At 34.9% G+C, this 23,899-nt stretch carries 32 protein-coding genes and 1 tRNA gene; 13 read left to right on the top strand and 20 right to left on the bottom strand.

The features are described 5' to 3' along the window. A partial coding sequence (locus Q0W25_RS01885) for an ATP-grasp domain-containing protein (protein WP_298518242.1) occupies nt 1-713 on the bottom strand: 713 nt, incomplete at its 3' end. Continuing rightward, nucleotides 671-1,081, bottom strand: coding sequence for a hypothetical protein (locus Q0W25_RS01880; protein WP_298518239.1), 411 nt, complete (start codon nt 1,079-1,081; stop codon nt 671-673). The genes Q0W25_RS01880 and Q0W25_RS01885, both read right to left, overlap by 43 nt. A gap of 382 nt (nt 1,082-1,463) precedes the next feature. Between Q0W25_RS01880 and Q0W25_RS01875 the strand changes: the two genes are divergently transcribed. From Q0W25_RS01875 to Q0W25_RS01860, 4 genes are all read left to right on the top strand, one after another. Further along, entirely contained in the window at nt 1,464-1,724 is a 261-nt protein-coding gene (locus Q0W25_RS01875; RefSeq protein ID WP_298518238.1) for a hypothetical protein, read from the top strand. Between the two features lie 46 nt (nt 1,725-1,770). Then, nucleotides 1,771-2,136 (top strand): DUF2283 domain-containing protein, encoded by a 366-nt coding sequence (locus tag Q0W25_RS01870; protein WP_296874241.1) that lies wholly within the window; start codon nt 1,771-1,773, stop codon nt 2,134-2,136. Between the two features lie 233 nt (nt 2,137-2,369). Next, complete coding sequence (locus Q0W25_RS01865; RefSeq protein ID WP_298518236.1) at nt 2,370-2,771, top strand: DUF4405 domain-containing protein; 402 nt, start codon at nt 2,370-2,372, stop codon at nt 2,769-2,771. A 163-nt stretch (nt 2,772-2,934) separates the two neighbouring features. After that, complete coding sequence (locus Q0W25_RS01860) at nt 2,935-3,714, top strand: class I SAM-dependent methyltransferase (protein WP_298518235.1); 780 nt, start codon at nt 2,935-2,937, stop codon at nt 3,712-3,714. A 42-nt stretch (nt 3,715-3,756) separates the two neighbouring features. Here the strand turns inward: Q0W25_RS01860 and Q0W25_RS01855 are convergent, their stop codons facing one another. From Q0W25_RS01855 to Q0W25_RS01810, 10 genes are all read right to left on the bottom strand, one after another. After that, a complete protein-coding gene (locus Q0W25_RS01855; protein ID WP_298518233.1) occupies nt 3,757-4,227 on the bottom strand; it encodes a hypothetical protein in 471 nt (156 codons plus the stop codon). Then, entirely contained in the window at nt 4,224-4,553 is a 330-nt protein-coding gene (locus Q0W25_RS01850; protein ID WP_298518230.1) for a hypothetical protein, read from the bottom strand. Before Q0W25_RS01850 ends, Q0W25_RS01855 begins: the two co-directional genes overlap by 4 nt. A gap of 4 nt (nt 4,554-4,557) precedes the next feature. Beyond that, nucleotides 4,558-5,253, bottom strand: coding sequence for a class I SAM-dependent methyltransferase (locus tag Q0W25_RS01845; protein ID WP_298518228.1), 696 nt, complete (start codon nt 5,251-5,253; stop codon nt 4,558-4,560). A 4-nt stretch (nt 5,254-5,257) separates the two neighbouring features. After that, on the bottom strand, nt 5,258-5,599 hold the full coding sequence (locus Q0W25_RS01840) for an isoprenylcysteine carboxylmethyltransferase family protein (protein WP_298518226.1): 342 nt from the start codon (nt 5,597-5,599) through the stop codon (nt 5,258-5,260). A gap of 201 nt (nt 5,600-5,800) precedes the next feature. Further along, nucleotides 5,801-7,243 (bottom strand): ABC transporter ATP-binding protein, encoded by a 1,443-nt coding sequence (locus tag Q0W25_RS01835; RefSeq protein ID WP_367270518.1) that lies wholly within the window; start codon nt 7,241-7,243, stop codon nt 5,801-5,803. Then, nucleotides 7,236-7,955, bottom strand: coding sequence for an energy-coupling factor transporter transmembrane component T (locus tag Q0W25_RS01830; RefSeq protein WP_298518224.1), 720 nt, complete (start codon nt 7,953-7,955; stop codon nt 7,236-7,238). The genes Q0W25_RS01835 and Q0W25_RS01830 overlap by 8 nt, the downstream gene beginning before the upstream one ends. 8 nt (nt 7,956-7,963) lie before the next feature. After that, complete coding sequence (locus tag Q0W25_RS01825; protein WP_298518221.1) at nt 7,964-8,545, bottom strand: MptD family putative ECF transporter S component; 582 nt, start codon at nt 8,543-8,545, stop codon at nt 7,964-7,966. 30 nt (nt 8,546-8,575) lie between these two features. Beyond that, entirely contained in the window at nt 8,576-10,321 is a 1,746-nt protein-coding gene (locus Q0W25_RS01820) for an ABC transporter ATP-binding protein (RefSeq protein WP_298518218.1), read from the bottom strand. Beyond that, nucleotides 10,322-12,112, bottom strand: coding sequence for an ABC transporter ATP-binding protein (locus Q0W25_RS01815; protein WP_298518211.1), 1,791 nt, complete (start codon nt 12,110-12,112; stop codon nt 10,322-10,324). Nucleotides 12,113-12,329: 217 nt separating this feature from the next. After that, entirely contained in the window at nt 12,330-13,283 is a 954-nt protein-coding gene (locus Q0W25_RS01810; protein WP_298518197.1) for an AraC family transcriptional regulator, read from the bottom strand. A gap of 120 nt (nt 13,284-13,403) precedes the next feature. On the opposite strand from Q0W25_RS01810, the gene Q0W25_RS01805 reads away from it, so the two are divergent. From Q0W25_RS01805 to Q0W25_RS01780, 6 genes are all read left to right on the top strand, one after another. Beyond that, nucleotides 13,404-13,910, top strand: a complete 507-nt coding sequence (locus Q0W25_RS01805; RefSeq protein WP_298518185.1) for a GNAT family N-acetyltransferase — start codon at nt 13,404-13,406, stop codon at nt 13,908-13,910. 107 nt (nt 13,911-14,017) lie between these two features. Continuing rightward, a complete protein-coding gene (locus Q0W25_RS01800) occupies nt 14,018-14,545 on the top strand; it encodes a DUF134 domain-containing protein (RefSeq protein WP_298518182.1) in 528 nt (175 codons plus the stop codon). 16 nt (nt 14,546-14,561) lie between these two features. Further along, nucleotides 14,562-14,849: a DNA-binding protein gene (locus Q0W25_RS01795; protein WP_298518179.1), complete on the top strand. Its 288-nt coding sequence runs from the start codon at nt 14,562-14,564 to the stop codon at nt 14,847-14,849. A 20-nt stretch (nt 14,850-14,869) separates the two neighbouring features. Further along, nucleotides 14,870-15,049, top strand: coding sequence for a 4Fe-4S binding protein (locus tag Q0W25_RS01790; protein WP_298518240.1), 180 nt, complete (start codon nt 14,870-14,872; stop codon nt 15,047-15,049). Nucleotides 15,050-15,259: 210 nt separating this feature from the next. Beyond that, on the top strand, nt 15,260-15,544 hold the full coding sequence (locus tag Q0W25_RS01785; RefSeq protein WP_298518176.1) for a hypothetical protein: 285 nt from the start codon (nt 15,260-15,262) through the stop codon (nt 15,542-15,544). 2 nt (nt 15,545-15,546) lie between these two features. Then, complete coding sequence (locus Q0W25_RS01780; protein WP_298518173.1) at nt 15,547-15,819, top strand: hypothetical protein; 273 nt, start codon at nt 15,547-15,549, stop codon at nt 15,817-15,819. Nucleotides 15,820-15,996: 177 nt separating this feature from the next. On the opposite strand, the gene Q0W25_RS01775 is transcribed toward Q0W25_RS01780, so the two are convergent. Then, complete coding sequence (locus tag Q0W25_RS01775; protein ID WP_298518170.1) at nt 15,997-16,449, bottom strand: dCMP deaminase family protein; 453 nt, start codon at nt 16,447-16,449, stop codon at nt 15,997-15,999. Between the two features lie 99 nt (nt 16,450-16,548). After that, a complete protein-coding gene (locus tag Q0W25_RS01770; RefSeq protein ID WP_298518167.1) occupies nt 16,549-17,262 on the bottom strand; it encodes a tRNA threonylcarbamoyladenosine dehydratase in 714 nt (237 codons plus the stop codon). 109 nt (nt 17,263-17,371) lie between these two features. Between Q0W25_RS01770 and Q0W25_RS01765 the strand changes: the two genes are divergently transcribed. After that, complete coding sequence (locus Q0W25_RS01765) at nt 17,372-18,121, top strand: TatD family hydrolase (RefSeq protein WP_298518163.1); 750 nt, start codon at nt 17,372-17,374, stop codon at nt 18,119-18,121. Between the two features lie 175 nt (nt 18,122-18,296). Beyond that, complete coding sequence (locus tag Q0W25_RS01760) at nt 18,297-19,067, top strand: V4R domain-containing protein (RefSeq protein WP_298518160.1); 771 nt, start codon at nt 18,297-18,299, stop codon at nt 19,065-19,067. On the opposite strand, the gene cobI is transcribed toward Q0W25_RS01760, so the two are convergent. Next, nucleotides 19,064-19,768 (bottom strand): precorrin-2 C(20)-methyltransferase, encoded by a 705-nt coding sequence (cobI, locus tag Q0W25_RS01755; RefSeq protein WP_298518157.1) that lies wholly within the window; start codon nt 19,766-19,768, stop codon nt 19,064-19,066. The two genes, Q0W25_RS01760 and cobI, sit on opposite strands and share 4 nt — an antisense overlap. 95 nt (nt 19,769-19,863) lie before the next feature. Between cobI and Q0W25_RS01750 the strand changes: the two genes are divergently transcribed. Beyond that, the gene (locus tag Q0W25_RS01750; protein WP_298518153.1) at nt 19,864-21,693 is read left to right on the top strand and encodes a helicase C-terminal domain-containing protein; all 1,830 of its coding nucleotides are present in this window, start codon (nt 19,864-19,866) and stop codon (nt 21,691-21,693) included. Here Q0W25_RS01750 and Q0W25_RS01745 read toward each other — a convergent pair. The 5 genes from Q0W25_RS01745 to Q0W25_RS01725 form a co-directional block, all read right to left on the bottom strand. Next, nucleotides 21,694-21,767 (bottom strand) — tRNA-Arg (locus tag Q0W25_RS01745). It lies immediately after the preceding gene. Between the two features lie 32 nt (nt 21,768-21,799). Continuing rightward, a complete protein-coding gene (locus Q0W25_RS01740; protein ID WP_298518150.1) occupies nt 21,800-22,762 on the bottom strand; it encodes a topoisomerase IV in 963 nt (320 codons plus the stop codon). Nucleotides 22,763-22,771: 9 nt separating this feature from the next. Beyond that, nucleotides 22,772-23,086, bottom strand: coding sequence for a transcription factor S (locus tag Q0W25_RS01735; protein WP_298518147.1), 315 nt, complete (start codon nt 23,084-23,086; stop codon nt 22,772-22,774). Between the two features lie 76 nt (nt 23,087-23,162). Continuing rightward, nucleotides 23,163-23,585, bottom strand: coding sequence for an NUDIX hydrolase (locus Q0W25_RS01730; protein WP_298518144.1), 423 nt, complete (start codon nt 23,583-23,585; stop codon nt 23,163-23,165). Nucleotides 23,586-23,614: 29 nt separating this feature from the next. After that, nucleotides 23,615-23,899 carry a DNA-directed RNA polymerase subunit L gene (locus Q0W25_RS01725; RefSeq protein WP_367269931.1) on the bottom strand — a complete coding sequence of 95 codons (285 nt, stop codon included), beginning with the start codon at nt 23,897-23,899 and terminating at the stop codon, nt 23,615-23,617.

The raw sequence follows: 23,899 nt of genomic DNA, 5'->3' as shown, positions 1-23,899 counted from the left end.
TTGATTCTAATTACAATATTGTTCAAACCCAATATTTGGGAATAATCAATTTTTTCCGAAATTTTGTTTAAAATGGCGATATTGGATGCCATATCTTCATCTTCCATTACATTTATGCACTCGCCCGAATATTTAATTGAAATTAGAATATACTCTCCATTATCCCTAATAATCATATCAATTAAATCTATATTCTCGTTAATGTTGATGATATGGACAATCATATCCTCAATTACCATACTTACAAGAACGGATAATCTGTCCTCATTAAAGAATTCCTGAATGTTTTCAGATATTTTGACTGCATACTCAACAAGTTCTGCCTCACCGATTCCCAATTCATTAACAGTTATATCATAATCATATATATTTCCGCCTTCGGAGGTTTTAATCTTATTGTATTTCCAAACTAGGGTTACTCGATGAATTCCATTGCATGAAACAGTATCAACAACATATTCCTGCCCGTTGATGCGTTCCTGAATGACGAGTTCTGTCAATTCATTTCCATAAACGCCTGTTAAATTGAATACCTCTTTTACCGCATCAATCATTTCCTGTCTGTCTGAGCACAGCCTCACACCTACAGATGCTGCACTGTATACGGGTTTTACTACAACTTCCTTTAAGTTTTCTTTATCATAATATTCAATAGCTTCATCCAAGGACCTTACAACCTGCCCTTGATTGAACGCAGATTGTTTTTGGCCAATCTGTTTTGCATTTCGTTTTTTAAAGTTATTGCATCAATATTTTCTATGGGATTGCATAACAGATTCAGGTCATTCGCCAATTTTGTGGCAAGTATCACTCCATCCTCGGTACCTGGGACAATGACTACCGGATCAAATTTTCTAACCATCTCAAGCGTTTCTTCATACGTGTCTTTCTCATATATCAAATCAAAGTCATTTTCAATAAATTCATATTCCCTTTTCACTTCTTCCTGATAAATCAATGCATCTTCGGAATCTCCAAAAGGCTTCATTTCTAAAACGATTGGATTGCAATTTCTATCAATAATGTCTTGAACGTAATTTTTGCCTGTAGACATGCACTGAACAATAATAATATTTCTCATGAAAAACACCTATCAAGTATATTATAATGTAATTTGTTTTTTCCATTGAAAAAATTCATAATATTCTGTTAAATGCGATGCTAAAAAAAGAATTCAGGTTATTGTGTGAATCGTAAGTATCACAACTTTTTTATAAGTTTTATATGAATTGTTCGTATTCTTTTGAGGGTTTTTTATCTAAAATTAAAGAATTTCAGCGGTAAAAATCGATAAGTATCTGAACTTTTTTATGTGTTCTATGCTTTTATAAAAATTGCTCTGCTCATGTAAAATTGCTCTAACTTTATAATATTATATTTATTTAAAACAAAAAGCTTATAAAATTTGTATTTTAAAATAATATTAAATTAAATTTTTTTAAATATAAAATAAGGTTTTAAAAATGAGAGATTATTCTATTGAAGAGGCAATTGAAATAATTAATTCATGTGATGAATCGTTTATGCCTGATACTAAACATTTTGATCTTAGGAATATTCAAAGAATTGGAGATTTTCCCTTAATCTTTGAAACATTCTTGCACAATCCATTAATGGGGATTATCAAACAAGATTACAATAAATTTAGATTATATTTTGAACACAATCAGAGACCTACAAAAGATATATCATTAGTGATAGGTATAAATGATATAAAGATGTGAAGTTTGTAACTGTTATGGAAACTTATAGAAATCAAAGGGTGAGAAAATGAACAACAAAGTAGTATATGATTATGACCGTCAAGGGGACTCATTATTCATATATTGTGTGGATGATTATGAATATGAAGTTTCACTTGAATTAGACAATGATGTGATTCTGGATATTGATAAAGATGGTAAACCTGTTGCATTTGAATTTCTAAATGCATCTAAAATATTCAATCTGGATAAAAGTCATTTTAATAATTTAACTAAAATTACTATTCAATCAATAATCACTGAAGAAGCTATAAATTTAAAAGTCAAGTTAGCAGTTCCTGTCCATAATAAAACACAAACTTTTGGAATGAATAGAATCACAACTAATTTAAATGGTATTCCTGCTATTGAATCTGAATTGGTTACAGCATAACATTATTTATTACTCTTAACAACCTGATTTTATAATTATTTAGAAAATAAATTCTGTATCAGAGTTGCAGTGCTTGAAATCGATAAGTATCACAACTTTTTTATAAGTTTTATATGAATTGTTCGTATTCATTTAGGGTTTTTTATTATAACTTTTTTATTATTCTTATAAATTTAGGCATGACTAAAAATTTAAATAGTATGAAAAATTAATATTACATTAGTGATGATGCGATGAAAAAAATTACTGTAGACATTTTAATGGGTTTGGCAATCATATTGGAATTCGTTAGTCTTCCTATTTTAATTCATGAAATTATAGGAATAGGATTGATATTTTTAATTATATTGCATATAAAATTTAATAAAAACTATTTTAAGGCAATACCTAAAGGAAAATACAATCTTAAACGAACCATAGATCTTATCATAAATATGGGATTGCTGATTTCTCTTTCCATAACAATCATTTCAGGTATTCTTTCCAGCATGAAATCATTTAAAGGTTTAAAAATTGGAAATCATAAAATGTCACATATTCATAAATCATCTTCAATTTTAAGCTTGATATTTTTAGGTTTACATTTGTTAACTACCCGTAAAAAATTATTAAGGGAAATAAAGAAATTACACTAATTTTATTTTGAATGCGATGGATATAACCGGTTAATGTTTTTTTATGTTTTAAAAATTTTTGGATGAAAATAGCATAATTTCAAAAATTTAGGCATACCTAAAAATTTATATAGTATTTCGCACAACTTTTATATAAATCAAAATAACCCACGGAGGAATACTTATGAATTTAGAAGGCGTAGAAAAAACCATGCTTTTGACATTATTTGCCAAAGCAAAGCATTCACAAGAAAAAAATCATAAATTTTATGATTCAAAAGCCATCGAAGTAATTTCAAAGATTGATTATGATTTCAGCATAGCTGAAAGGGACAAATTTATGCAGCTTGGAACAATCGCAAGGACAATCGTATTGGATGAAATGGTCAGCGACTACATCAACACCCATCCAGGATGCACAATTGTAAACATCGCATCAGGAATGGATACACGTTTCAACAGGCTGGATAACGGTAAAATCAATTGGTATAATGTTGATTTGGAAAATTCAGCAAATTACAGGTTAAAATATATTGAAGATACAGAAAGGGTAACAACACTCGCCTATTCCGCGATGGATCCAAGCTGGGCTTCGCAAATCAAAATAAGAAATGATGTCCTATTCATTGTTGAAGGATTAACAATGTATCTAAATCAAAAAGATGTGAAAGATATCCTTAATGTAATAGATTCAAATTTCGATAAATGCACAGTCTTTATGGAGATAATGCCTCCAATTTCAGTTAAAAACACTAAAGAGGAATCGATTGAAGATACTGATTCCAAATTCATATGGGGCGTTGAAAAAGGCCATGAATTGAAAAAATTAAATCCTAACTTCAGGTGGATAAAGGACGTAAATCTATTTGACGGCGTTAATGTTTACAAACCGCATTATAGGATAGTCACTTGGTTTCCATTGTTAAGAAAAAGAATGGACTATATTGCCGTTCTTGAAAAATAATAAGTTTTTAGCTAGTGCTTCAATAAGCACTGCTGAAAAAATTTAAATTTTTAAATGCAAAATCATTGCATTTTTCCTGTTTTCGGCCACTTTCATTGAAATTTTCGTATACAAACCTACTTTTTTATTTAAAATTTTAATTGCATCTTTAAAAAAGCCTCGACATTCAATTAATTCGCAATTGGCTTTTTTTGCAAATTCATTGGGGTTTTCTATATAAAAATACATTCTTGCTGATGCATTCCCTGTTCTTTTAACATAGAAATTTGTATATTTGATTCCAAATTTGTTGGTGGCATCAAATATCAGCTCAGCATTTTCAAAGATATTCTTAACATCACTGATGAACTTGAGAACATCCTTTTCATGGAAGTATTGGAAGACTCCTGAAACTATCATTAATGTTGGAAGAGTGCTTTCTAATTCACTACACCAATCGAGTTTGAATAAATCTCCTTTAACGAACTTTTCATTTTCTCCAACACCAATGTATTTTTCCCTTAACTCAATCACTTCAGTAGGTCAACTTCAATAAACATAGAATTTTTCCTATCAATCCTGTTGTATGACGTTTCAAGACCAACTCCCAAATTGACGATATTGCATTTGTCATGTTTGTCGATGAAATTCTGTGCCATCTGATCTAAATTATAGCTTCTTGCAACATTCGCTATCATGCTATATTCTGATGATTTTTTATCAATCTGTTTATTTCTAATCAGATTTTCCATTTCTAAAGCCTTTTCATCAAAAAAATACTCCGGAAAACTTTTAGAAACATTCACTCTCGCCGTCAGCGGAATGAATAATGTATCCTCTACCCCTTCATATTCGTTCATGATATCACTTTATTGCTACAACTGTCATCCATTCAACAAACTTATCTGAAAATGACACCTTATCATAATCATCTTCAACACGGGTTTTTGAACCGTCCATCTTTTTAATTATCTCCTGTTTGTTCCTGCCATCCCTTAGATACACTGTTATATCTGAAAACTCATTATTCTTTAAAAATCCCTTGATTTCTTTATCGTTATAGACGGTCATATCTATCAAGCGCTCTGATACTTTCATGATAAGATTATCTGATCCGTTTGATTCCATTCCAATTAAAAATATTCCACCCGGTTTGAGAACCCTTTTTACTTCACCAAAGCATTTTTCAATATCCGGCCAGAAATAAACGGTTTCAAATGCAGTGACTATATCGAAAGTGTTATCCTCAAAAGGCAATTTTGCGACATTTCCTTCAAGAACTTTTACCTTACCGTCATAAATCTCCTGGCGGTTTACTTCTTTGGATAGTTTTACACTTTCAATGCTGTAGTCAACACCATATACCATTTTTGCTTTTTTAGCCATTCTATTGATGTTTATTCCACCGCCGCATCCTACATCCAGGATAATGTCGTCCGGCTTTATATCTAAGTGTTTTAATCCCCATAGTGAAACGGGGGTGTGTTCCTTATTCATAGATTTTAATTGAATGTTTCCTAATTTTCCTTTTGGTTTTCTCATATTGTCAAAAAATCCCATCATATCACCTTTGAATGAATCTGTTAACTTTTTTAGAATAATCTATATAATCTTCACCATATTTGTCAACCAACCATTTTTCTTCAGTTTTTATCATTGCAACTGTTAAAAATACCCAGAAAATTATAGGCAAGAGAAATAGTAGGATATTTTGAGATGCCAATATCAATCCGGTTGCAATATAGAAAAATGCGGCATATATCGGATGCCTTACATAAGCATATATTCCTGTTGTAACCAGGTTATTGTTTTCAATTTCCGTGGTAATTTTTGACATCAGAACTGCTGAAATCCAAAAAGCGATTCCAGAAATTATTAATATTGCTCCAAAAATTAAGAAGACCATATTTAATTTGTTAATTTTATAAATTGGAATTATATGGAAGTATGATAAAATTGAGGAAATTATTGTTATTAATCCAATAATTAGAATTAAATATGGTCCTATGCCAAAAACTGGCAAATGATTTTCATCCATAATAATATTCTGTTTTTATACTATAAATATTTAGGCATACCTAAATTTTTTATATTAAAGTTAAGTTTTTCATCTTAAAAAGAAATCTTTCAGCTTATTTTCATCAATCTTATAGTTGTCAATGATTTTGCCGTCATCGAAATGCAGGATATGGGAACATGTCTCACAAATCAATTCAAAATCATGTGTCATGATAAAAGAAGTGATTCCTAAGCTTTGCAGATATCTTAAGTTTTCAGATACTTTCATCATGTTTTTCAAATCAAGACCGCTTGTCGGCTCATCAAAAATCAATATTTCCTTTTTGGAAGCTATAGCTGATGCAATTGCCACCCTTTGCTTTTCGCCACCGGACAAGGCCATTGGATGAGCATCTTTTAGATGAATCAGGTTCAGATTTCTGAGAATGTCTTCAGATAATTCAACATCCTCTTCATCCATGCTCAACAGAACTTCATCAAGAACGCTTTCTGTAAACAGCTGATGGTTTACATCCTGCATCACCATATAGGATTTTTTAAGCCTATCCTTTCTTTTTAATGCTTTTCCATCAAATATCAATTCGCCCTTGCATGATTTTTTCAGACCGCATAAGCAATTTGCAAACGTTGATTTTCCAGCGCCGTTCTTGCCGATGATGGCTATAATCTCATTTTTTGGAATTTTAACATCATCAATATCTAAAACCTGATTTTTGCCATAGTTAAACTTGAAGTTTTTAAGTTCTAAAAATTCCTGATTGTTGGAATAATATTCTTTTCTTTTTAGTTCCAGATTATCTAGATTTAATTGTCTTAACCCAAAATCCCGATGATTTATGTTCCTAAATTCATCAATTGACCATTTTTCAGCAATCTTTCCATCTTTAACAAATATGATGCTGTCGACAACATCACTTAAAAAGAATAGTTTATGTTCGGCTATAATCACTGTTTTTCCTTGTTCTTTCCATTTTTTAATTATATGTTCAAAATCCCAACTTGATTTAGAATCCAAGTTTGATGACGGTTCATCTAAAACTAAAATATCCGGACCGACTGCAGATACTGATGCACAGGCTATTTTTTGCTTTTCACCACCGGACAATTTGAAAATGTTTTTATCAACAAGATTGGCTATTTTAAAGTCATTGACTACGCAATCTAACCTTTTTTTAATCTCATCAACGCTCATGGATAAATTTTCACATCCAAAAACCAGCTCGCTTGTTGTATCAACATTGAAGAATTGCGTTTTCGGATTCTGAAAAACAGATCCTATATGCTTTGAGATTTCATATATGGGCATTTCGCTTATTAAATCATCGCCCAAATAAACATCGCCCTGTCTTTTTCCATCAAAGAAATTTGGAATTAGTCCATTTAGGAAACGTGTGATCGTTGTTTTTCCACAGCCTGATTCTCCGCAAAGCAGAATAACTTCTCCTTTTTTAACATTTAACTTTATATCAGTTAGATTTTGAGCATTGCCATTGTTTTCGTATCTAAATGAAACATCTTCCATTTTAAGCAATCAGAACACCTCTTAAAAAATTATATGCATATATTCCAAAACCGATGAATGTTATTGCTAAAAGGGAGTAATCCACTTTGGTTAATTTGACTTCAAGTAAATGGGTCCTAGGTTCTGGATTACTGAGCCCTCTTGTTAGGGAAGCGGCTGACAGTTCATCTGCAGTTTTAACGGCACTAATTAAAATTGGAATCATATAAAATTCAATTACTTTTAAAGGGTTTTTCAATGATTTAATATTCATTCCGAAACCCCTCATCCTCATTGCATCAGTAATCGATTTTATCTCTTCATAAACTGACGGGATATATCTAAACACAACGGAAACGGGAATAATGATATCTCGGGGGATATTGCTTCTTTCCATAGATGAAATGAATTCACTTACTTTTGTTGTTGTTATAGTATAATATCCCATCATGAGAATAGGCAACATTCTAGAGGTGGTATAACTAAATGTGATTAGTATTATCGCCTCCAATCCTGTTGCTGTAGGGAGAATATAAATTTGAATATATTTTGCCAGCACATAAACTACAATATACATTAATGCAGATTTTTTATGATTTGAAAATAATAAACAGATAAATGGAATTAAAACTAAAATTCCACTAACATATAATGACATATCATTAAAAACCATGAAACTTAAAATAACCAGAATAATAATTTTGGTTCTTGGATCCAGGTTAAAATTTAGTTCTAATCCCATAATCACACCTAAGCTATACCTGCTTTTTCAAAATGTTTTTTGAGTACGATTTTTCCAAGATATGCACTTGCAACGCCTGCAATGAATGTTAAAATAAATAGGATTATTAAAACTCCATTGTTAAGGAAAGGGGCAATGACATTAACATAATCATTTCCCATTGAAACACGCATTGCTTCCATGAAATAATCTCTCAAAATGAAAAACGGCAACATATTACCCATAATTCCCATTATAAAAACACCATGGCTGATAATTGAGTTTTTAATTGATGAATAATTGCCCATTTTTAATATACAATCAGCAATGAACGCAAATAGGGTAAATACAAGTATCGGTACCCAGGTGTGGCCGCTTAAAAACATTACAATTCCCAGAATCAATCCCAGTAATGTAACCATTCCAAATTTAGAAACTCTTGTTAAAAACAACATGTATGGGATTCCACAAATCAGCGCTGCCAATATTGGCAGTGCCAACATTAAAATCGGAATATATCCCAGCATTCCAAATGCAAATATCAACACTATCAAAATCACTGCAAAGATACCTACAGTAATCAAATCTTTTACATTTAACATTTCAGACATAATTTTTTCTCCTAAAGTTTTTTAGGGGAATTAAATTACCCATTCCCCACTTAAATTTTGCAAATCGACCATTTTCTTGAATAGTCCATTTTGAGCCAATAATTCCTCAGGTGATCCTTGCTCAGAGATTCTACCCTCATCGAGAACGATAATCTTATCGGCATTAGCTATTGTACGCATCCTGTGAGCAATAATTATCACGGTTTTGTTTTTAATAAGCTCGGATAATGCTTTTTGGATTTTGGATTCATTTTCAACATCCAAAAATGAAGTTGCCTCATCCAAAAGAATCACGTTGGCGTCTTTCAACATTGCCCTTGCAATTGAAATCCTTTGCCTTTGGCCTCCGGACAACAGTTCACCATTTTCGCCAATGACTGTATCGTATCCATCAGGAAGCTTTTGGACAAATTCATCACATTCGGCAAGTTTTGCAACCTCAATCACCTCTTCGTCAGTTGCATCCTTTTTACCGACTCTGATATTCTCCAGAATTGATGTATTAAATAGTATTACATCCTGGAAAACAATTGAAAAGTTTTCTAGGAGTTTTTCACTATCCAATTTTGACAAATCCTGACCTCCCAAGATTACTTCGCCAGAAACAGGATTCCAGAATCTTGCTGCAAGTTTGGAAACAGTGGATTTTCCGCCCCCTGAAGGACCTACAAGCGCTGTGACCTCGCCCTGATTTGCTGTGAAATTAATATCGGTTAAAACATTTTTCAAATCATCATAATTGAAGTCGACATCTTTAAATTCAATGTCATAGCCATCAAGGGAATAATCTGTCAAACCTTCTTCAACGACTAATGATTCGATTTCTTTGGTTCTGTCAATTTTTATGTCCATCATCAATATTTCGGATAAAAACATCAATCCGTTTTCAACAGGGGCATAAACTGTAGCGGAAGCTATCAGGAATATCAAGAGTGTGAAGAGTGACACCTGTGAATTCATTATCAAGTAGGATCCTAGAAGAATCACTGAAACGATTCCTAAATTCAGGACAACTTTACCTGTAATCACTCCGGCAGCAGCCATCAATTCAGCTTTGATTCTTGACCTTTCAATTTTAGAAGTTAATGCAGAAATCTTTCCAAAGTATTCGTCCTGATAGTTGTATGATTTTAAATCCCTGACAGATTCGATGCATTCCTGCATCCTGTCTCCGCAGTCAAGCAAATCCGCCATGACGATTTCTCCACCTTTGTAGATGAGAATCTTTGAAGCATATAATATTGCAAAAGCAACAGGAACTGGCCACAATAGTGCAATGCCCAATCTCCAATCAAAGGTTAGCATACCAATTGCAACAAGACATAGTGAAATAATAGAACCGAGCAATTGTGGAATTGCATGTGAGAAGACATGTTCCAAATCGGTACAGTCATTCATGATTGTTGCTGTTAAGTCCGCCAGGTCCCTGTTTTCAAAAAAGGATAACGGAAGTTTTCTTAAGTTTTCACCCAGATTGATTCTTCTTTTTTCACTTTCTGTGTATGTTGTATTGAATACGAAGTGGTATTGTTTCCATGCACATGCAAAGATTATTCCCAAAACAATCAATATCAATACAATAAACATTCCTAGGTTGGGATCAATTATTTCCCCGCCAGTCAATGGTTCTACCCACATGTAAATGAGCAAGGCATATAAACCGACAGGCAACATGAATGCAATGTTTAAAAGCGCTGTGTAGAGGATTCCTTTAATTAAGTTATCGGAACCTTCCTTTGTAAGTCCGAATCTTTCAACAAAATATTCAGATATCATTTATGCCACCTCACTTTTTACTTTCCATTGGATGGATTGGTTGAATTCATTCCACATTCTTGAATAAAGTCCGCCGTCATCAACAAGACTGTTATGGTTACCTTCTTCCACAATCCGTCCGTTTTCAACAACATAGATTTTGTCCACGTTCTTGACTGTGGATAATCTATGTGCAATCATGATTACTGTTTTATCTTTGGTAATTTCTGAAATCGCCTTTTGAATCATATATTCGTTTTCCGGATCTGCAAGGGCAGTAGCCTCATCCAAAATGATAATCGGAGCATCCTTAAGAATCGCCCTTGCAAGAGCTATCCTTTGCTGCTGGCCTCCTGAAAGATATGTTCCTTCAGTTCCGATTACAGTATCGATTCCATCAGGCAGTTCATCAATGATATCATCGCACTGAGCCAAGCTCAATGCCTTTTTAACATCTTCTCTGGAGGCGCCTTTGCGACCAATTGCCACATTATTGTAGATTGAATCTTTAAACAATGTGGTATTTTGGAATACAAATGAAACGTTTTCCATCAAATCTTTTGTTGAGATATCCCTCACGTCAACTTCACCGACTTTAATAGAACCTCCATCAACGTCCCAGAATCTTGGTATTAATGAAGCTATTGTTGTTTTTCCACCACCGGAAGGTCCAACTAATGCAACAGTTTCATTTTCATTGATTCTTAAATTAACGTTATTTAAGATATGTTCATCGCCATCAGTCTTTTCATAGTCGAAATAGACTCCTTCAAATTCAATTGAATGGTTTTTAGGCTTTTGAGGATGATCTGTTTCAACTAAAGGTTTTTCGGCTAAGATCTCTTCAATGCCATCCAAAGCATGGCTTGCCAGCATCCAATCCTGTGAAACTGTCATTATCCTATTCATCATTACCGCACAAACCGGTGTGAAGATTACATAAAACATGAAATCGGCTAGGAACTTTTTATCCACTACAGATCCTGCAAGCAATATCCCTGCGGGGATTAGAAGAGCAAAAAATCCATTAATGGATACAGTAAATGCTGTCATTGGAAGCTGAGTGGACAATGAATAGTTGGCTGAGAATTTTGCATAATTCTTAATCGCATCAATAAAGTTTTTAAATGAATAAACACTTTGCTGGAATGCCTTAGTAACTGGAATTCCCCTAACATATTCCACCGCTTCAGCGTTCATCTTTTCTAGGTAAGTCTGATATTGAACCATAATGTTTTGGGATTCTGAAGAAAACATCGGATACATGAATATGAAACATAAGATAATTGGAATCAAGCAGATTAAACCTAAAAGCCAATCAAAGCTGAACAGTAATATCAAAAATGCTATTGGAGTAACAATAGCTCCTGTTAAATCGAATAATTGGTGAGCTAAAAATGTTTCTGTTTTTGCAGTGCTGAAGTCAATTACTTTTCTAAGCCCGCCGCTAGTGTGATTTGAGAAGTATCCCAACGGCAGCTTAAGTAGGTGGCTTACAGCAGCATTTTTCATGTTCTTTTCGTTTTTAAATGCAGATAAGTGTGTACCCATCAGGCCGAAAAAGTTTAGGACAATTCCGGCTATTGCAAATGCAAATGCATTAAATGCATATGTATCTATGTTCTGTGCTTGAGAGAAGTTTGGTGCAACAGTTAAGAGGGCATTTACAACATTCCATATGTATATGAATGGAATTAACAGGCATATTGCACTTAAAGCAGACAATATCATGCCTAAGATTGACAGATATTTATAATTGCCCGAATAATTCAATAATCGTATAAATTTGTTTTTGCTTTGAGTATTTGACATAATAAACTCCTTAAAATTTAATTTAGGCATACCTAAAAATTTAAAACAATTCTAAAAGGACAATCCTTTAAATTATCTTAAAAATAAATAAAAGAATTGTTTTAAAAGTATTTATAAAAATATAATCAGATATATCTTTTTTTCACTATTATGTATTTTAAAATAGGTATATATAATTATTTGAACTAAAAAGACAAAAAATATTCCAAAAAGACAATTAGTATTTTCTATACTCGGAAGGTGTGCAGCCGACATGTTCCTTAAATGCCTGGCTAAATTTCGATGGTGAAGAATAACCAACTTTTTTGGAGATTTCTGAAATGTTTAGCCACCCCTCTTCAATCAATCGACAGGCATAATCAAGTCTGTATTCCTTTCTCCATTTATAAATAGGCTTTCCATAAATTTCCTTAAAGCAATTCTTCAGGCTGGTTTTACTTATTCCATATCTGTCGGACAATTCCTCAATTGTGATTTTGCTTTCCAAATCATTGATTAAATCATTTTTAACATTTTCAATAATATCGACTTGCTTTTTAGAAAGGGATAATGATTCTGTTTTAGTTTCTTTAACTATAGAGAAAAATAACAACAGTTCCAGACATTTTAATTTGAAATAAGATTCCTTAATTCTGTCATCGACACAATATAACTCTCCAATCACGTGATCGATTTTTTCATTTGCTCTAAGTAACCTATAACCTTTGGATTTTTCTAAACGTTCATATAACTCAATTAAATCAAAATCAGGAATTAGGTCTTTAATCTGTTTGTTTGCAACATCAACATCAATGAAAATCTCCAAACCTTCATAATATCCTAAGGGAAAATCAGAAACAGTTTTTGTTATATCATAAATGCTAACACACAAATCTCCTTTTCCAAAGTAAACAATCCTGTCATCTCCTACCGCATATGAGTATCTGCCTTTAGCACAATGGTTGATTTGAAGCAAACGGGAAGAGATTTTATCTTCAAAAAATATGTTATCATAATTGCCAGGGGTGATGTCCATAAAAGCAATTATTACTCCATCAAATAGGGAGTAGGTCTCCATTGTTCCGTATTCGCCATCTTTTCCCAGTTCGATTGTCTTTTTTGAACCTTCTTCCATAATCGAATATTCGGATTGTAAAACTTTATCGAACATTCCATAAAGATTTTCATTCATATACTTAATTTGTGATATTTTTTATTAAAGTTTTTATGATGAAAAATCGACAAGGATACTAAAAATTTCATGTTGTGTGGAGTGGAAATGATTATTTAGATAGGATTACAATAGATAATTATGGCGTTAATTGAATTGCAGGATAAAGATTCAGCTGAATTTAAAAGATTAATGCAAGAATCATTTCAATTTGGATATGAAGAAGTTTTTGGTAAATGTGATGAATTAATATTGCCTGAAAAAGACATTGATGAGTGTTTGAAAAAAGAAAACAGCCATGCTTACGTAATGAAGGAAAATCAGGAAATACTTGGCGGCGTGGTTGTTGAAATAAATGAAAAAACGCAACACAACAAATTGGATTTCTTGTTCGTTAATGTTCACTGTCAAAACAAAGGCGTTGGACAAATGATTTGGAGCGAAATAGAAACTTTATATCCCGATACGGAAATATGGGAAACCTGCACACCATACTTTGACAAAAGGAATATTCATTTTTATGTTAACAGATTGGGATTTCATATAGTTGAATTTTATAATGAAAAAAATCCGGACGATAATTGGGATGAAGATCATCCTATGATAGATCAGGAAATGTTTGAATTCAATAAGATAATGAAAAAATAACTTTTTAAGAAATATCAGCATTAACTACTTCCAAGAGACTGCAACATTTATATATTAGTTATGAATATATATTCATAATATCTGAAGATACATTTGGGGAGAATATTATGGTAAGACCTAAAAGAATGAGAAGAGTAGTTACATGTCACAAACATGAGTTGAATAAGAATAGAAAACCAATTGAATTATCAGTAGATGAGTTTGAATCAATCAGATTTAAAGATTACCATGATATAAAGCAAACTGAAGCTGCTGAATTCATGGGAATTTCACAGTCAACTTTTCACAGAATTCTGAATTCTGCAAGGCATAAACTGGCTACCTCTTTAATTGAAGGCCGACCAATAGTAATTGTCAAAGGTGATACAATGATAGATCCGAATAAATATTTATGCGAAGATTGTGGTTTTCAATGGTCAAATCCAGAAAAAGAATACGAGGAATGCCCAGACTGCAAATCAACAAATATCCGAAAATTAAACACAAACAATAGAAGAAATCAAATGTCAAATGACACATGCAGTTGCCCTAATTGCGGTTACACAGAACCGAAGATTAGAGGTGTTCCATGCAGAACCAAAACATGCCCTGAGTGTGGTTCACCACTACAAGGAAGAGGATTATGCAATATTTGAATAGGAGATGATTTTAATGGCTGATAATTTAGAGTATATCTGTAAAGAATGCGGTTTCAATTGGATAACATTGAATGGTGAGCATGAAATGTGTCCAAGATGCCACAGCGAAACAATAGAATATGTTGGGGAAGTAGAAGGATTGGGCATCGATTCAATATTGAATCACAACAAAAGGATGGGAGGATGCTGCGGTTCTGCCCGTGGAAGAGGACCATTGACATGCGGAAAACCATATCTAGATCACCATGACCCAAACGTTCCACATGACCTTGAAAAATGCTGTGGACATAGGGCATGCTAAAATTAGTTGAGGTTAACGGAATGGCAGACATTACGATAAACACTGATAAATGTGACAATTGTGGAGACTGCACAGACGTTTGTCCGATGGAAGTTTTAATTCTTGAAGATGGCATATTAACCATCAATGACCCAGATGAATGTAGTTACTGCGAAACCTGTGTGGATATTTGCCCTAACGAATGCATCAAAATAGAATAAAACTTCAAATTATTTTTTTTATCATTTTTTATTAAAATAACCATCATTAAATTATTTTGAACTCTTCATAATTGATTGAGATAATTTTTTTCCAGAGTTTTAGTTTATTTGATAAGTATGGAATGTTATTTTAAAATTTAAATGAATATGTTTAAATATCCCTTTTGATAGAGTTATATTTGTTAATTATATTTATGGTGGAAAGATATCATGTTGGAAGAATATTTGCCTTTTATGTGGTTGATAATTTTTGGAAACATTGAAAACCTGATTTTATCTTCACAGGGTGTCGTTAAGGGCGTGAACCCTAGGATATTGGGTGGTTTGAGTATACTCGTTGTAATAATCTGGTTAATATTGGGTACGGTTTTGACTGAAGCAGCCATCCAATATTCAGATGTTATTAACTTCATCGGAGGACTTGCAATATTTCTATTAGGTATTCAGGCTGTTTATGCTTCAGTTAAAAATATCAAATCAAAAGGTGGCGAATAATCATGGTTGACTTAAAGCAATATGCCCAATTTTCAACTTTGCTTATTTTCGGAAACATTGAAAACCTGATTTTGGCATCACAAGGTGCTACAGCTCATGTGAATCCGGTCATCCTTGGCGCTTTAAGCATAATTGCTGTTATAATATGGCTTTTAATCGGAACATATGGGACCAAAATTGCCATTAAATATGCTGACTACATAGAAATCATCGGCGGCGTTGCAATTATCCTTTTGGGTATTGAAGCAATGCTGGAAGGTGTTGGAATATTATAATTGCTTTTTTAAAATTAAATATGAGGGAAATGAAACTATTAAGGAACACTCTTGTGTTCCGTTGCTTCCTTTTCCAAGTGTCCAGGTAAAAAACATTTTTCTTTTTTAAAGCTAATTCCTGAAACATACATCAGGAAATTACTTCATTCAAAATTTTTGAGACACTTTCATTTAAGCTTATTCACGTAGCTTTAAAACGCCTTTTTTGCTCACAATCCTATCAATGCCTGAGTTCTTAATCATTCTAAAGCATATCGGACAAGGTTCGGCATCTTCGATTTCCACCCATGCCCCATCATCATACTTTTCGCCGGCAAGATATATTGTTGAGCCAAGCATTTCATTTCTGCTTGCGCTGATCATGGCGTTCTGTTCTGCATGCACTGAAAAGCAGTCATTGTAGTTTCCGGAATTGGATGGAAGGTTCATCCTTTGACAGTCTCCCCTGTCGCAGCAGTTTTCCTCTCCTCTTGGATTTCCGTTATATCCTGTACTGATTATCTCATCGTTGTTGACTATTACTGCCCCATATCTTCTTTTCAGGCATGTGCTTCTTTTTGAAACGGCAAGGGCGATTGCAGTATAATATTCATTCTTGCTCATACGGTTTGCATTGTTTTCATCTGCCATATGTTAATCTCCTGTTCTTTAAAAATAATAAAATTAAATCTTTGGTGCCATTCACCAGAGTTCATGTTATATTATGGAAGTTAATGTTAATATTTTTATTCAAGGCTTTTCCGCAATATCCTTTATCACTTCACCTGCGATTATCAGTCCGGCAACGGAAGGCACAAATGAAACGCTTCCTTTAACCTTGAATTTTCTGTTCTGATTTATTTCGCAGTCGTTGGTGTTTATTGGATGTTCCTTTGAATATACGACCTTCAATTTTTCTATATTTCTCTTTCTAAGGTCCTTTTTCATTATTCTGGCAAGGGGGCATACGGAAGTTTCATAGATGTCTGCCACTTCAAACATTGTAGGGTCCAGCTTGTTGCCGGTTCCCATTGAGGAGATGACCGGAATGCCGATTTCATCGCATTTGCAGATGACTGCAATCTTGGCCATTATGGTATCCACGCAGTCGACGGCATAGGACAAATCCTCCGTGATGATGTCGCTTGTCGAATCGGCCATATAGAATTCCCTGTGCACTTCAACGTTTGCTTCAGGGTTTATCTCCAGAATCCTTTCCCTCATCAGGTCGACCTTATGCATGCCTATTGTCTTTACGGTTGCAATCAGCTGCCTGTTGATGTTGCTTTCATCCACCTTGTCGAAGTCCACCAAAACAAAATTGCCTACTCCGCTTCTTGCAAGCCCTTCACAGACAAAGGAACCCACTCCGCCAAGGCCGAAAACGGCAACTTTCGAATCCTTTAATTTTTCGAGCCCATCATTTCCAATCAGCATTTCTGTTCTTGAAAACTTCTCTTCCATATCCTTTCACCAAAAAATTTAATTTAATTTAGTTTATTATATAATAATTGATATTGAAGCAATAAAAACTTAATGCAAAAAGAGTTTATCATTTTAAATGAGGATTTTCATGATAATAGATACACATTGCCATATTTACGCAAGCGAAATGGAAAATGCAGACCAGATTATAACCGAAGCTGCGGAAAATGACATAACTGTCATATTGAACGGTACAGACCCCCTGAGCAATGAGGAGGTGCTTGAATTTTCCCGCAGGCATGAAAACGCCTATGCCGCTTTGGGATATTTCCATTCCTTTGCAGACAGCATAACTGATGAGGACATTTCCCGATTGGACAGGCAGCTTGAAAGCGACAAGGTGGTTGCGGTAGGAGAGATTGGCCTTGACTATTATCATGGAAAGGATAATAAAGACAAGCAGATTGAGCTATTTGAAAAAATGCTCGGCCTTGCCCAAAAGCATGGCCTTCCCGTGATAGTCCATTCCAGAAAGTCAATTCAGGACACATTCGACACATTGAAAAAATTTGATGTTGCCGGATCAATGCACAGCTATCAGGGTTCAGCCCAAATGGCCCAGGAATTCATTAAGATGGGATTCTATATGGGAGTGGGCGGCCCGGTTACCCACACCAACAACAAGAAGGTAAGGAACATGGTAAAAAGCGTAGGCATTGGCAATATCCTTCTTGAAACCGATTCCCCATATCTTCCTCCGGAAGAAAAAAGGGGAGAGGAAAACACATCTATGAACCTGAAGTATATAACCGAAAAGATAGCTCTGGAGCTTGACATCACAGAAGATGACGTCATCAGGATAACTACTGAAAATGCTAGAAAACTATTCGGAATTTGATTGGTATCTTCCAATCTATTTAGTTTTAAACGAACAGTTCGTATTCAATGATTTTGATTTTTTTATAAAATGTTTAATAATTAGGATATATTTTTAAACAGTATGCTAATTTTTCCTTTTTAGATATATTTATTAACTAATGATTTATAATATAGGTATAAGTGGGGGATTAGCAATGAAAAATAAAAAGCCAATTCAGATTTTCTCAAATTTCAACGATAATCTCGGAGTAAACGTAATCAAAAGTCCAGTGAAGCTCACTATATTGGAAATGTTAAGGGACAGTGACATGGAATTTGATGAAATTGTCAACAATACAGGTAAATCAAAATCTACAGTTTCAGTCCATTTAAAAGGATTAAGGGAAAGCGGAATCATTTCCTATCGGGTTCATCCGGTAGACAACAGAAAGAAGATATTTTTCTTGAATTCAAAATATTTGGGCTCCGTAAACATTACCGAACCGAAGGTTATAAAGGAAACCCAGGCGGATTATATAGTTAAAAACATCGTTGATGAAGATGCTGAATTTTCAACATTGCTGTTCCATACCTTAAAGTCAATGCTTATCCAGGAAGGAATCAACATAGACCCTATCCTGCAATCCACAGGAAACAGCATAGGCAATTCCATTTTCGATAAGCTTTATGATGATGATCTGGACGTATTTTTAGAAAACATCACCCGATTCTGGCAAACCAAAGGCTTGGGCAGAATATATTTCGATGTCGGTCAGGTAATCAAGATTACCACATACGATTGCTTCGAATGTGAACTGCTTCCAAAAACAGGAAAACCGGCATGCTTTTTGGATACAGGAATTTTTGAAGCTCTATTTACAGGATTCTTCAAGTTGCCGGTAAGCGTAATAGAAACCCAATGCTACACAATGGGTGATGAAAAATGTGTTTTTGAGGTAGAACCTCTACCTGTCAAAAACTACTAGTCATCTGTAAATTTTATGATGGTTGTTGTAAGGTAAGGTTTTTCGTTGGAAAAGCCTTCAATAATCTTTTCGTTTTCACGGGTGCAGTTTTGCACTGAATAGATTTCTTTTGGTCTGTTTTTTTCCTCGATTGTATTTTCCAAATCGGAGGTATTTCTTGAAGCCTTCATCAATACGATTGAATCACTGTATTCCAATACTTCATTTAGCCTTTCATCTATTTTAGGCACGATTGTAAGGATATCGTTCTGTTCGACAAGCGCTTCGTTTCTAGCTGCTGCGCATGCGGTGAATGAGGTGATTCCAGGTATTGTTTCTATTTCATATCTTCCGATCAATTTTTTTTGCACGTAGGAATATGTGCTGAATATTGAGCTGTCCCCGAGGGTAATGAATGCGACGTCCCTTCCGCTGTCAAGGTATTGGGCTATCATTTCACCCGCACTGGACCAAACCTTTTCAAGTTCTTTTTTGTCTTCAATCATTGGAAATATTGGTTCTACAAGCATTAATCTTTTGTAATCTTTTCTTTTTTCAATAATTGGCTTGACGATTGATAATGCGATGCTTTCTTTTTCTTTTGAGGATTTTGGTGAGAATATTACAGGCACGGTTTCCAAAACCTTTGCGGCCTTAAGGGTAAGCAGTTCTGTATCTCCCGGTCCAACACCAATTCCAATCAATTTTCCTTTTCCTTTCATATAATCACTTTGTTTGAGAATCATTTAATTTGAAAATTATTTTCCAAATGCTCTTTCTATAATTTATTTATAGGATATTAACTAATATAATGTTAATGTCTAATTCTATTTTTTGTGAAAATTGCGGTATGCTTAAAAGCAATTGTACTTGCGGAAAGTACAAAAATGAAGAGTCCAAGGGTCCCACTACCCTATTCAGCTTTTCCAAGAAGGTTACATCCTCAATTCTGGACGATGAGATTCCGGAAGTGTATAGTGTAGATGACCATAAGCTTGATGAGGGCACAGAGGCATACCTCAAGGAGATTTATCCTCACATAGATGATGAGATAATCGAGAATTTCCCGTTCAATGAGCCTAGATTGGGCCAGCTGGACATCATTCAGGACATCAACGATGCAATCAAGAAGGGCTTCAAGTACATCATTCTGGAGGCAGGAACCGGTACTGGAAAATCCGCAATAGCCACTACCCTTGCCAAAATGTATGAATCAGCCTACATCCTGACAATGACAAAGCAGTTGCAGGCACAGTATTCAAACGAATTCGAATTCCCTCTGGTTAAGGGAAGGGGAAATTTCGCCTGTCTCAACAATAATCTAGACACCACATGCGATATCGGACTGTGCAAAACAGCTCCAAATTCAAAAAACTTCTATTGCAGATACGGCATTGCCAAAAACCCTTCTCTGGATTCGGAACTCGCTTTTGAAGATTCATTCGGAGGGGTGGTGTTTTACCAATCACCTAGCCACTGCCATTACTGGAACCAGAAGGCAAACGCAATCAACTCTCCAATCACACTTATGAACTATGACTATGCTATTGCAGAGCTGAACTATGTAAAGCATTTCGGCAAACGTTCCCTTTTGATTCTGGACGAGGCCCACAACATAGAAAACAAGCTTATGGCAACCATGGAAGTCACACTGTACAACAGGACACTTGAAAAGGACATCAGCAAGGCCATATCTCCAGAAACCCTGAAGGACGGCGAGCTTGAGGACTGGAAAATGGAAATCGAAGCAATTCATGAAAGCTACGAAGACATTGACCTAAAGGATTTAAGCAAAAACAAAGCCGACAGGATCCGCTCAACAATCTACAGGCTCAAGACACTCAGAAACAACCTGGAAAAGGAACCTAAAAATTGGGTCATTGATGCCGAAGAGCACGGCGTCACATTCAAGCCACTGAGGGTTCATCATTATGCCAAAAACAATCTGCTGAAATACGGGGACGTCGTCATCTTCATGAGCGCTACAATCCTTTCCCACACAATGTTTTCAAAATGGCTGGGATTGAATCCTGCTGAAGTATACCACATCAAGGTTGACAGTCCGTTTACCAAGGAAAAAAGGCCGATTATTCTAAACCTCGTCGGAAAGATGTCAGCAAACAGAATCAAGAACACAGCCCCTAAAACAATTCATATACTTCAGGAAATTTTGAAAAAGCATGAGGGAGACAAGGGTCTTATTCACACTCACAGCTATAAGTGCCAGCAGTACATTACCCGAAACCTGCCTAGCTCAAGGTTGATTTCCCATACCTCTCAAAACAGGGAGCAGATATTGAATTTCTTTGAAAAGGATGAAAATCCGCTGGTTCTGGTTTCACCTTCAATGAGTGAGGGTGTCGACTTGCCTTACGACAAGTGCAGATTCCAGGTCATCTACAAGGTTCCGTTCCCTTATCTTGGAGACAAGCAGGTGAACATGAGAATGAAAAGAGACAAGAAATGGTATGCCTATAAGACAGTTATGACACTTATGCAGGCATACGGACGTGGAATGAGGGCAGAAGACGATTCATGCTACACCTACATCATAGACAGTGACATCAACATGCTCTTCAAAAGTCCGCTCTACAGGTCATTGATGCCTGACTTTTTCAAAGAAGCAGTTGTAAGGGTTAAAAATTAGCGGACCTGGAGGGATTTGAACCCCCGACCTCAGGATCCGAAGTCCTGCGTCATTCCTGACTAGACTACAGGCCCATAAAAAATAAAATAAAAAGGAAATTAAAGTCTTAATTTTTTTCTTCTTTTGAATCGATGGAAATGTCCATGTCTTCAACTTCCGCAAAGATCTCGTCGATTGATTCGTCATCGAGTTTTGCCTTTTCGTATTCAATTTCGTCGATTTCCTCGGTGGTCAATCCTTTTTGTTCATCAGGCTTTTCCCTTGCCGGTGGAATGTCTTCGAAATTTTCTTCGCGGGGGATGGTTTTTGGCTTAGAAAGAGTTGGTGGTTTTTTAAGACTTCTTTTCAATTCTTTGAAATCGAATTCACCTATTTTGTAAGATTCCTTGTCTAATGGGATGTTGCTTTTTGGTATAATGTTATCATCGGTTTCAGGTTCTTGTTTTTTGACATTGTCCTGGTCGATGGAATCTATACTGTTTGAAATGCTTGACAGAGGATTTTTGAATCCGATTACTCTGTATAATCCGTATAATAATAGAAGCAATCCTAAAATGGCGAATATCACAGACATAAATGTGCTTTCACCTGAAATAACATTGTCAATAACCTTGTCACTACGTGATGAGAAGATTATTGCAGATATGACTATGAAAATCAATCCCAAAATGGCGCTGACCATTCCGATTACTGGGGTTCTTCCGATTTTTGCATTAATCAGGCTATCAAAGCCTTCGCTTATATCGCCGACAATGTCTTCTTCATATTCTTCAAAATCAGAAGCATCATTTTTGGATTTTTCTTCAGATGGCTCCGGAGCGTTGATTATGAAGTTTTCATCGATAGGATTTTCATCTAAATTGACTGCGTAATTGTTTTCATCGTTTGGACGGTAGATGAATTCGTCGTCAATTTCCAAATCTCCGAATTCCACTTCGTCATGATTGAGGTAGTCGATTAGTTCGCTGTCCTCTTCCATGTCATCATATAGGGAGGAATCGTCTTTGACATTGTCAATCATGTCTTTGAGATTTGAAATCCTATGCTCCTTTTCTTTAGATTCTTTCATGGTATACCCTCAGTGATATGCTCTCCATGTGTGTCCGCATTCGGCACATTCAAAAATACGTGTAGGTGCTTCATCAGCACTACGGGTTTGTTTAATTTCACAATAAGCTTTATCATGTCCGCATTCAGGACATACTTCAGTTGTGGTAGAGCGCATGTCTTCTACTTCTCCAAGGTCTTTTACGGTTTCCTTGGATTCAATATTTTCTATTTTGACTGAGTATTCAACATTTTTTTCTTCAGATGAGTAACCGCATGTCTTGCATGTCAGTACACCGTTTTCATCCGGGAAAAGTATTGCTCTACATTCAGGACAAAATTCCATTTAACTCCCTCCATTTATAAGAAATTTCTCTCTATTATGATGTAATCTTTTTTTTAAATTATTTAAATATATAGCATTAAAACGCATTTTTAGCCATTTTTAAACAATCTTTTATAATTTTATCATGGTCAAATGCAATATTGATTTCAAATAATTTTTCTTCACAAAAAATTCCGATTTCCTTTGCATCGCTGTCGGCTCTCATGTCATCGAAGTTTCCCTTTGCGGTGTAGGCTACAGTAACAGTGTGGCCTCTCGGGTCCCTGTCTGGTTTGGAATAGACATTCACCAGGTCCTTAAGCTCAACATCAATGCTGGTTTCCTCTTTTGCTTCCCTAACAGCTGCAGTTTCCACGCTTTCGCCGTATTCCACAAATCCTCCGGGAAGCGCCCAGCAGTCTTTGTACGGGTCATTCCTTCTTTTGATTAAAATGAAATTGAAGTTGTCATCAAAAATAAAAATATCGGCAGTTAATGAAGGAATCCTATATTCTGTCATTAAATCACTATAAAAAAATAAATGGGAAGCTATAAAGCTTCATCAATAAGTTCTTTAAAATCAGCACTTTCGTTTTTAAGTTCTTCTGCTGCTTTAGCCAAAGCTATTCTTGGCCTTTTTCCTCTTTTTGTTTTGATGGTCATTTCCGGTTTTCCGGTAAGAGGGTGATCGATATTGTAAACAGCATATTCCACATCAGGATTTTGCATTAAGATATGTCTGAGCGCATTGAAAACGCCGTGACTTTCATCTTCAACAGTAAATGTTAATTCTAAAGTTTTCTCTTCAACAATTTTGAAATTTTCATCCATTAT

Source organism: uncultured Methanobrevibacter sp. (genome assembly GCF_947166415.1).
Lineage (GTDB): Archaea > Methanobacteriota > Methanobacteria > Methanobacteriales > Methanobacteriaceae > Methanocatella.
Note: the sequence above shows the minus strand (reverse complement) of the source record. Positions and strands in the feature narration are given on the sequence as shown.

Bases quoted from the DNA above. Each gene is read 5' to 3' on its own strand.
- Q0W25_RS01880 (WP_298518239.1), bottom strand. From the start codon at position 1,081: ATGAGAAATATTATTATTGTTCAGTGCATGTCTACAGGCAAAAATTAC.
- Q0W25_RS01875 (WP_298518238.1), top strand. From the start codon at position 1,464: ATGAGAGATTATTCTATTGAAGAGGCAATTGAAATAATTAATTCATGT.
- Q0W25_RS01870 (WP_296874241.1), top strand. From the start codon at position 1,771: ATGAACAACAAAGTAGTATATGATTATGACCGTCAAGGGGACTCATTA.
- Q0W25_RS01865 (WP_298518236.1), top strand. From the start codon at position 2,370: ATGAAAAAAATTACTGTAGACATTTTAATGGGTTTGGCAATCATATTG.
- Q0W25_RS01860 (WP_298518235.1), top strand. From the start codon at position 2,935: ATGAATTTAGAAGGCGTAGAAAAAACCATGCTTTTGACATTATTTGCC.
- Q0W25_RS01850 (WP_298518230.1), bottom strand. From the start codon at position 4,553: ATGAACGAATATGAAGGGGTAGAGGATACATTATTCATTCCGCTGACG.
- Q0W25_RS01845 (WP_298518228.1), bottom strand. From the start codon at position 5,253: ATGGGATTTTTTGACAATATGAGAAAACCAAAAGGAAAATTAGGAAAC.
- Q0W25_RS01840 (WP_298518226.1), bottom strand. From the start codon at position 5,599: ATGGTCTTCTTAATTTTTGGAGCAATATTAATAATTTCTGGAATCGCT.
- Q0W25_RS01830 (WP_298518224.1), bottom strand. From the start codon at position 7,955: ATGGGATTAGAACTAAATTTTAACCTGGATCCAAGAACCAAAATTATT.
- Q0W25_RS01825 (WP_298518221.1), bottom strand. From the start codon at position 8,545: ATGTCTGAAATGTTAAATGTAAAAGATTTGATTACTGTAGGTATCTTT.
- Q0W25_RS01820 (WP_298518218.1), bottom strand. From the start codon at position 10,321: ATGATATCTGAATATTTTGTTGAAAGATTCGGACTTACAAAGGAAGGT.
- Q0W25_RS01815 (WP_298518211.1), bottom strand. From the start codon at position 12,112: ATGTCAAATACTCAAAGCAAAAACAAATTTATACGATTATTGAATTAT.
- Q0W25_RS01810 (WP_298518197.1), bottom strand. From the start codon at position 13,283: ATGAATGAAAATCTTTATGGAATGTTCGATAAAGTTTTACAATCCGAA.
- Q0W25_RS01805 (WP_298518185.1), top strand. From the start codon at position 13,404: ATGGCGTTAATTGAATTGCAGGATAAAGATTCAGCTGAATTTAAAAGA.
- Q0W25_RS01800 (WP_298518182.1), top strand. From the start codon at position 14,018: ATGGTAAGACCTAAAAGAATGAGAAGAGTAGTTACATGTCACAAACAT.
- Q0W25_RS01795 (WP_298518179.1), top strand. From the start codon at position 14,562: ATGGCTGATAATTTAGAGTATATCTGTAAAGAATGCGGTTTCAATTGG.
- Q0W25_RS01790 (WP_298518240.1), top strand. From the start codon at position 14,870: ATGGCAGACATTACGATAAACACTGATAAATGTGACAATTGTGGAGAC.
- Q0W25_RS01785 (WP_298518176.1), top strand. From the start codon at position 15,260: ATGTTGGAAGAATATTTGCCTTTTATGTGGTTGATAATTTTTGGAAAC.
- Q0W25_RS01780 (WP_298518173.1), top strand. From the start codon at position 15,547: ATGGTTGACTTAAAGCAATATGCCCAATTTTCAACTTTGCTTATTTTC.
- Q0W25_RS01775 (WP_298518170.1), bottom strand. From the start codon at position 16,449: ATGGCAGATGAAAACAATGCAAACCGTATGAGCAAGAATGAATATTAT.
- Q0W25_RS01770 (WP_298518167.1), bottom strand. From the start codon at position 17,262: ATGGAAGAGAAGTTTTCAAGAACAGAAATGCTGATTGGAAATGATGGG.
- Q0W25_RS01765 (WP_298518163.1), top strand. From the start codon at position 17,372: ATGATAATAGATACACATTGCCATATTTACGCAAGCGAAATGGAAAAT.
- Q0W25_RS01760 (WP_298518160.1), top strand. From the start codon at position 18,297: ATGAAAAATAAAAAGCCAATTCAGATTTTCTCAAATTTCAACGATAAT.
- cobI (WP_298518157.1), bottom strand. From the start codon at position 19,768: ATGAAAGGAAAAGGAAAATTGATTGGAATTGGTGTTGGACCGGGAGAT.
- Q0W25_RS01750 (WP_298518153.1), top strand. From the start codon at position 19,864: ATGTCTAATTCTATTTTTTGTGAAAATTGCGGTATGCTTAAAAGCAAT.
- Q0W25_RS01740 (WP_298518150.1), bottom strand. From the start codon at position 22,762: ATGAAAGAATCTAAAGAAAAGGAGCATAGGATTTCAAATCTCAAAGAC.
- Q0W25_RS01735 (WP_298518147.1), bottom strand. From the start codon at position 23,086: ATGGAATTTTGTCCTGAATGTAGAGCAATACTTTTCCCGGATGAAAAC.
- Q0W25_RS01730 (WP_298518144.1), bottom strand. From the start codon at position 23,585: ATGACAGAATATAGGATTCCTTCATTAACTGCCGATATTTTTATTTTT.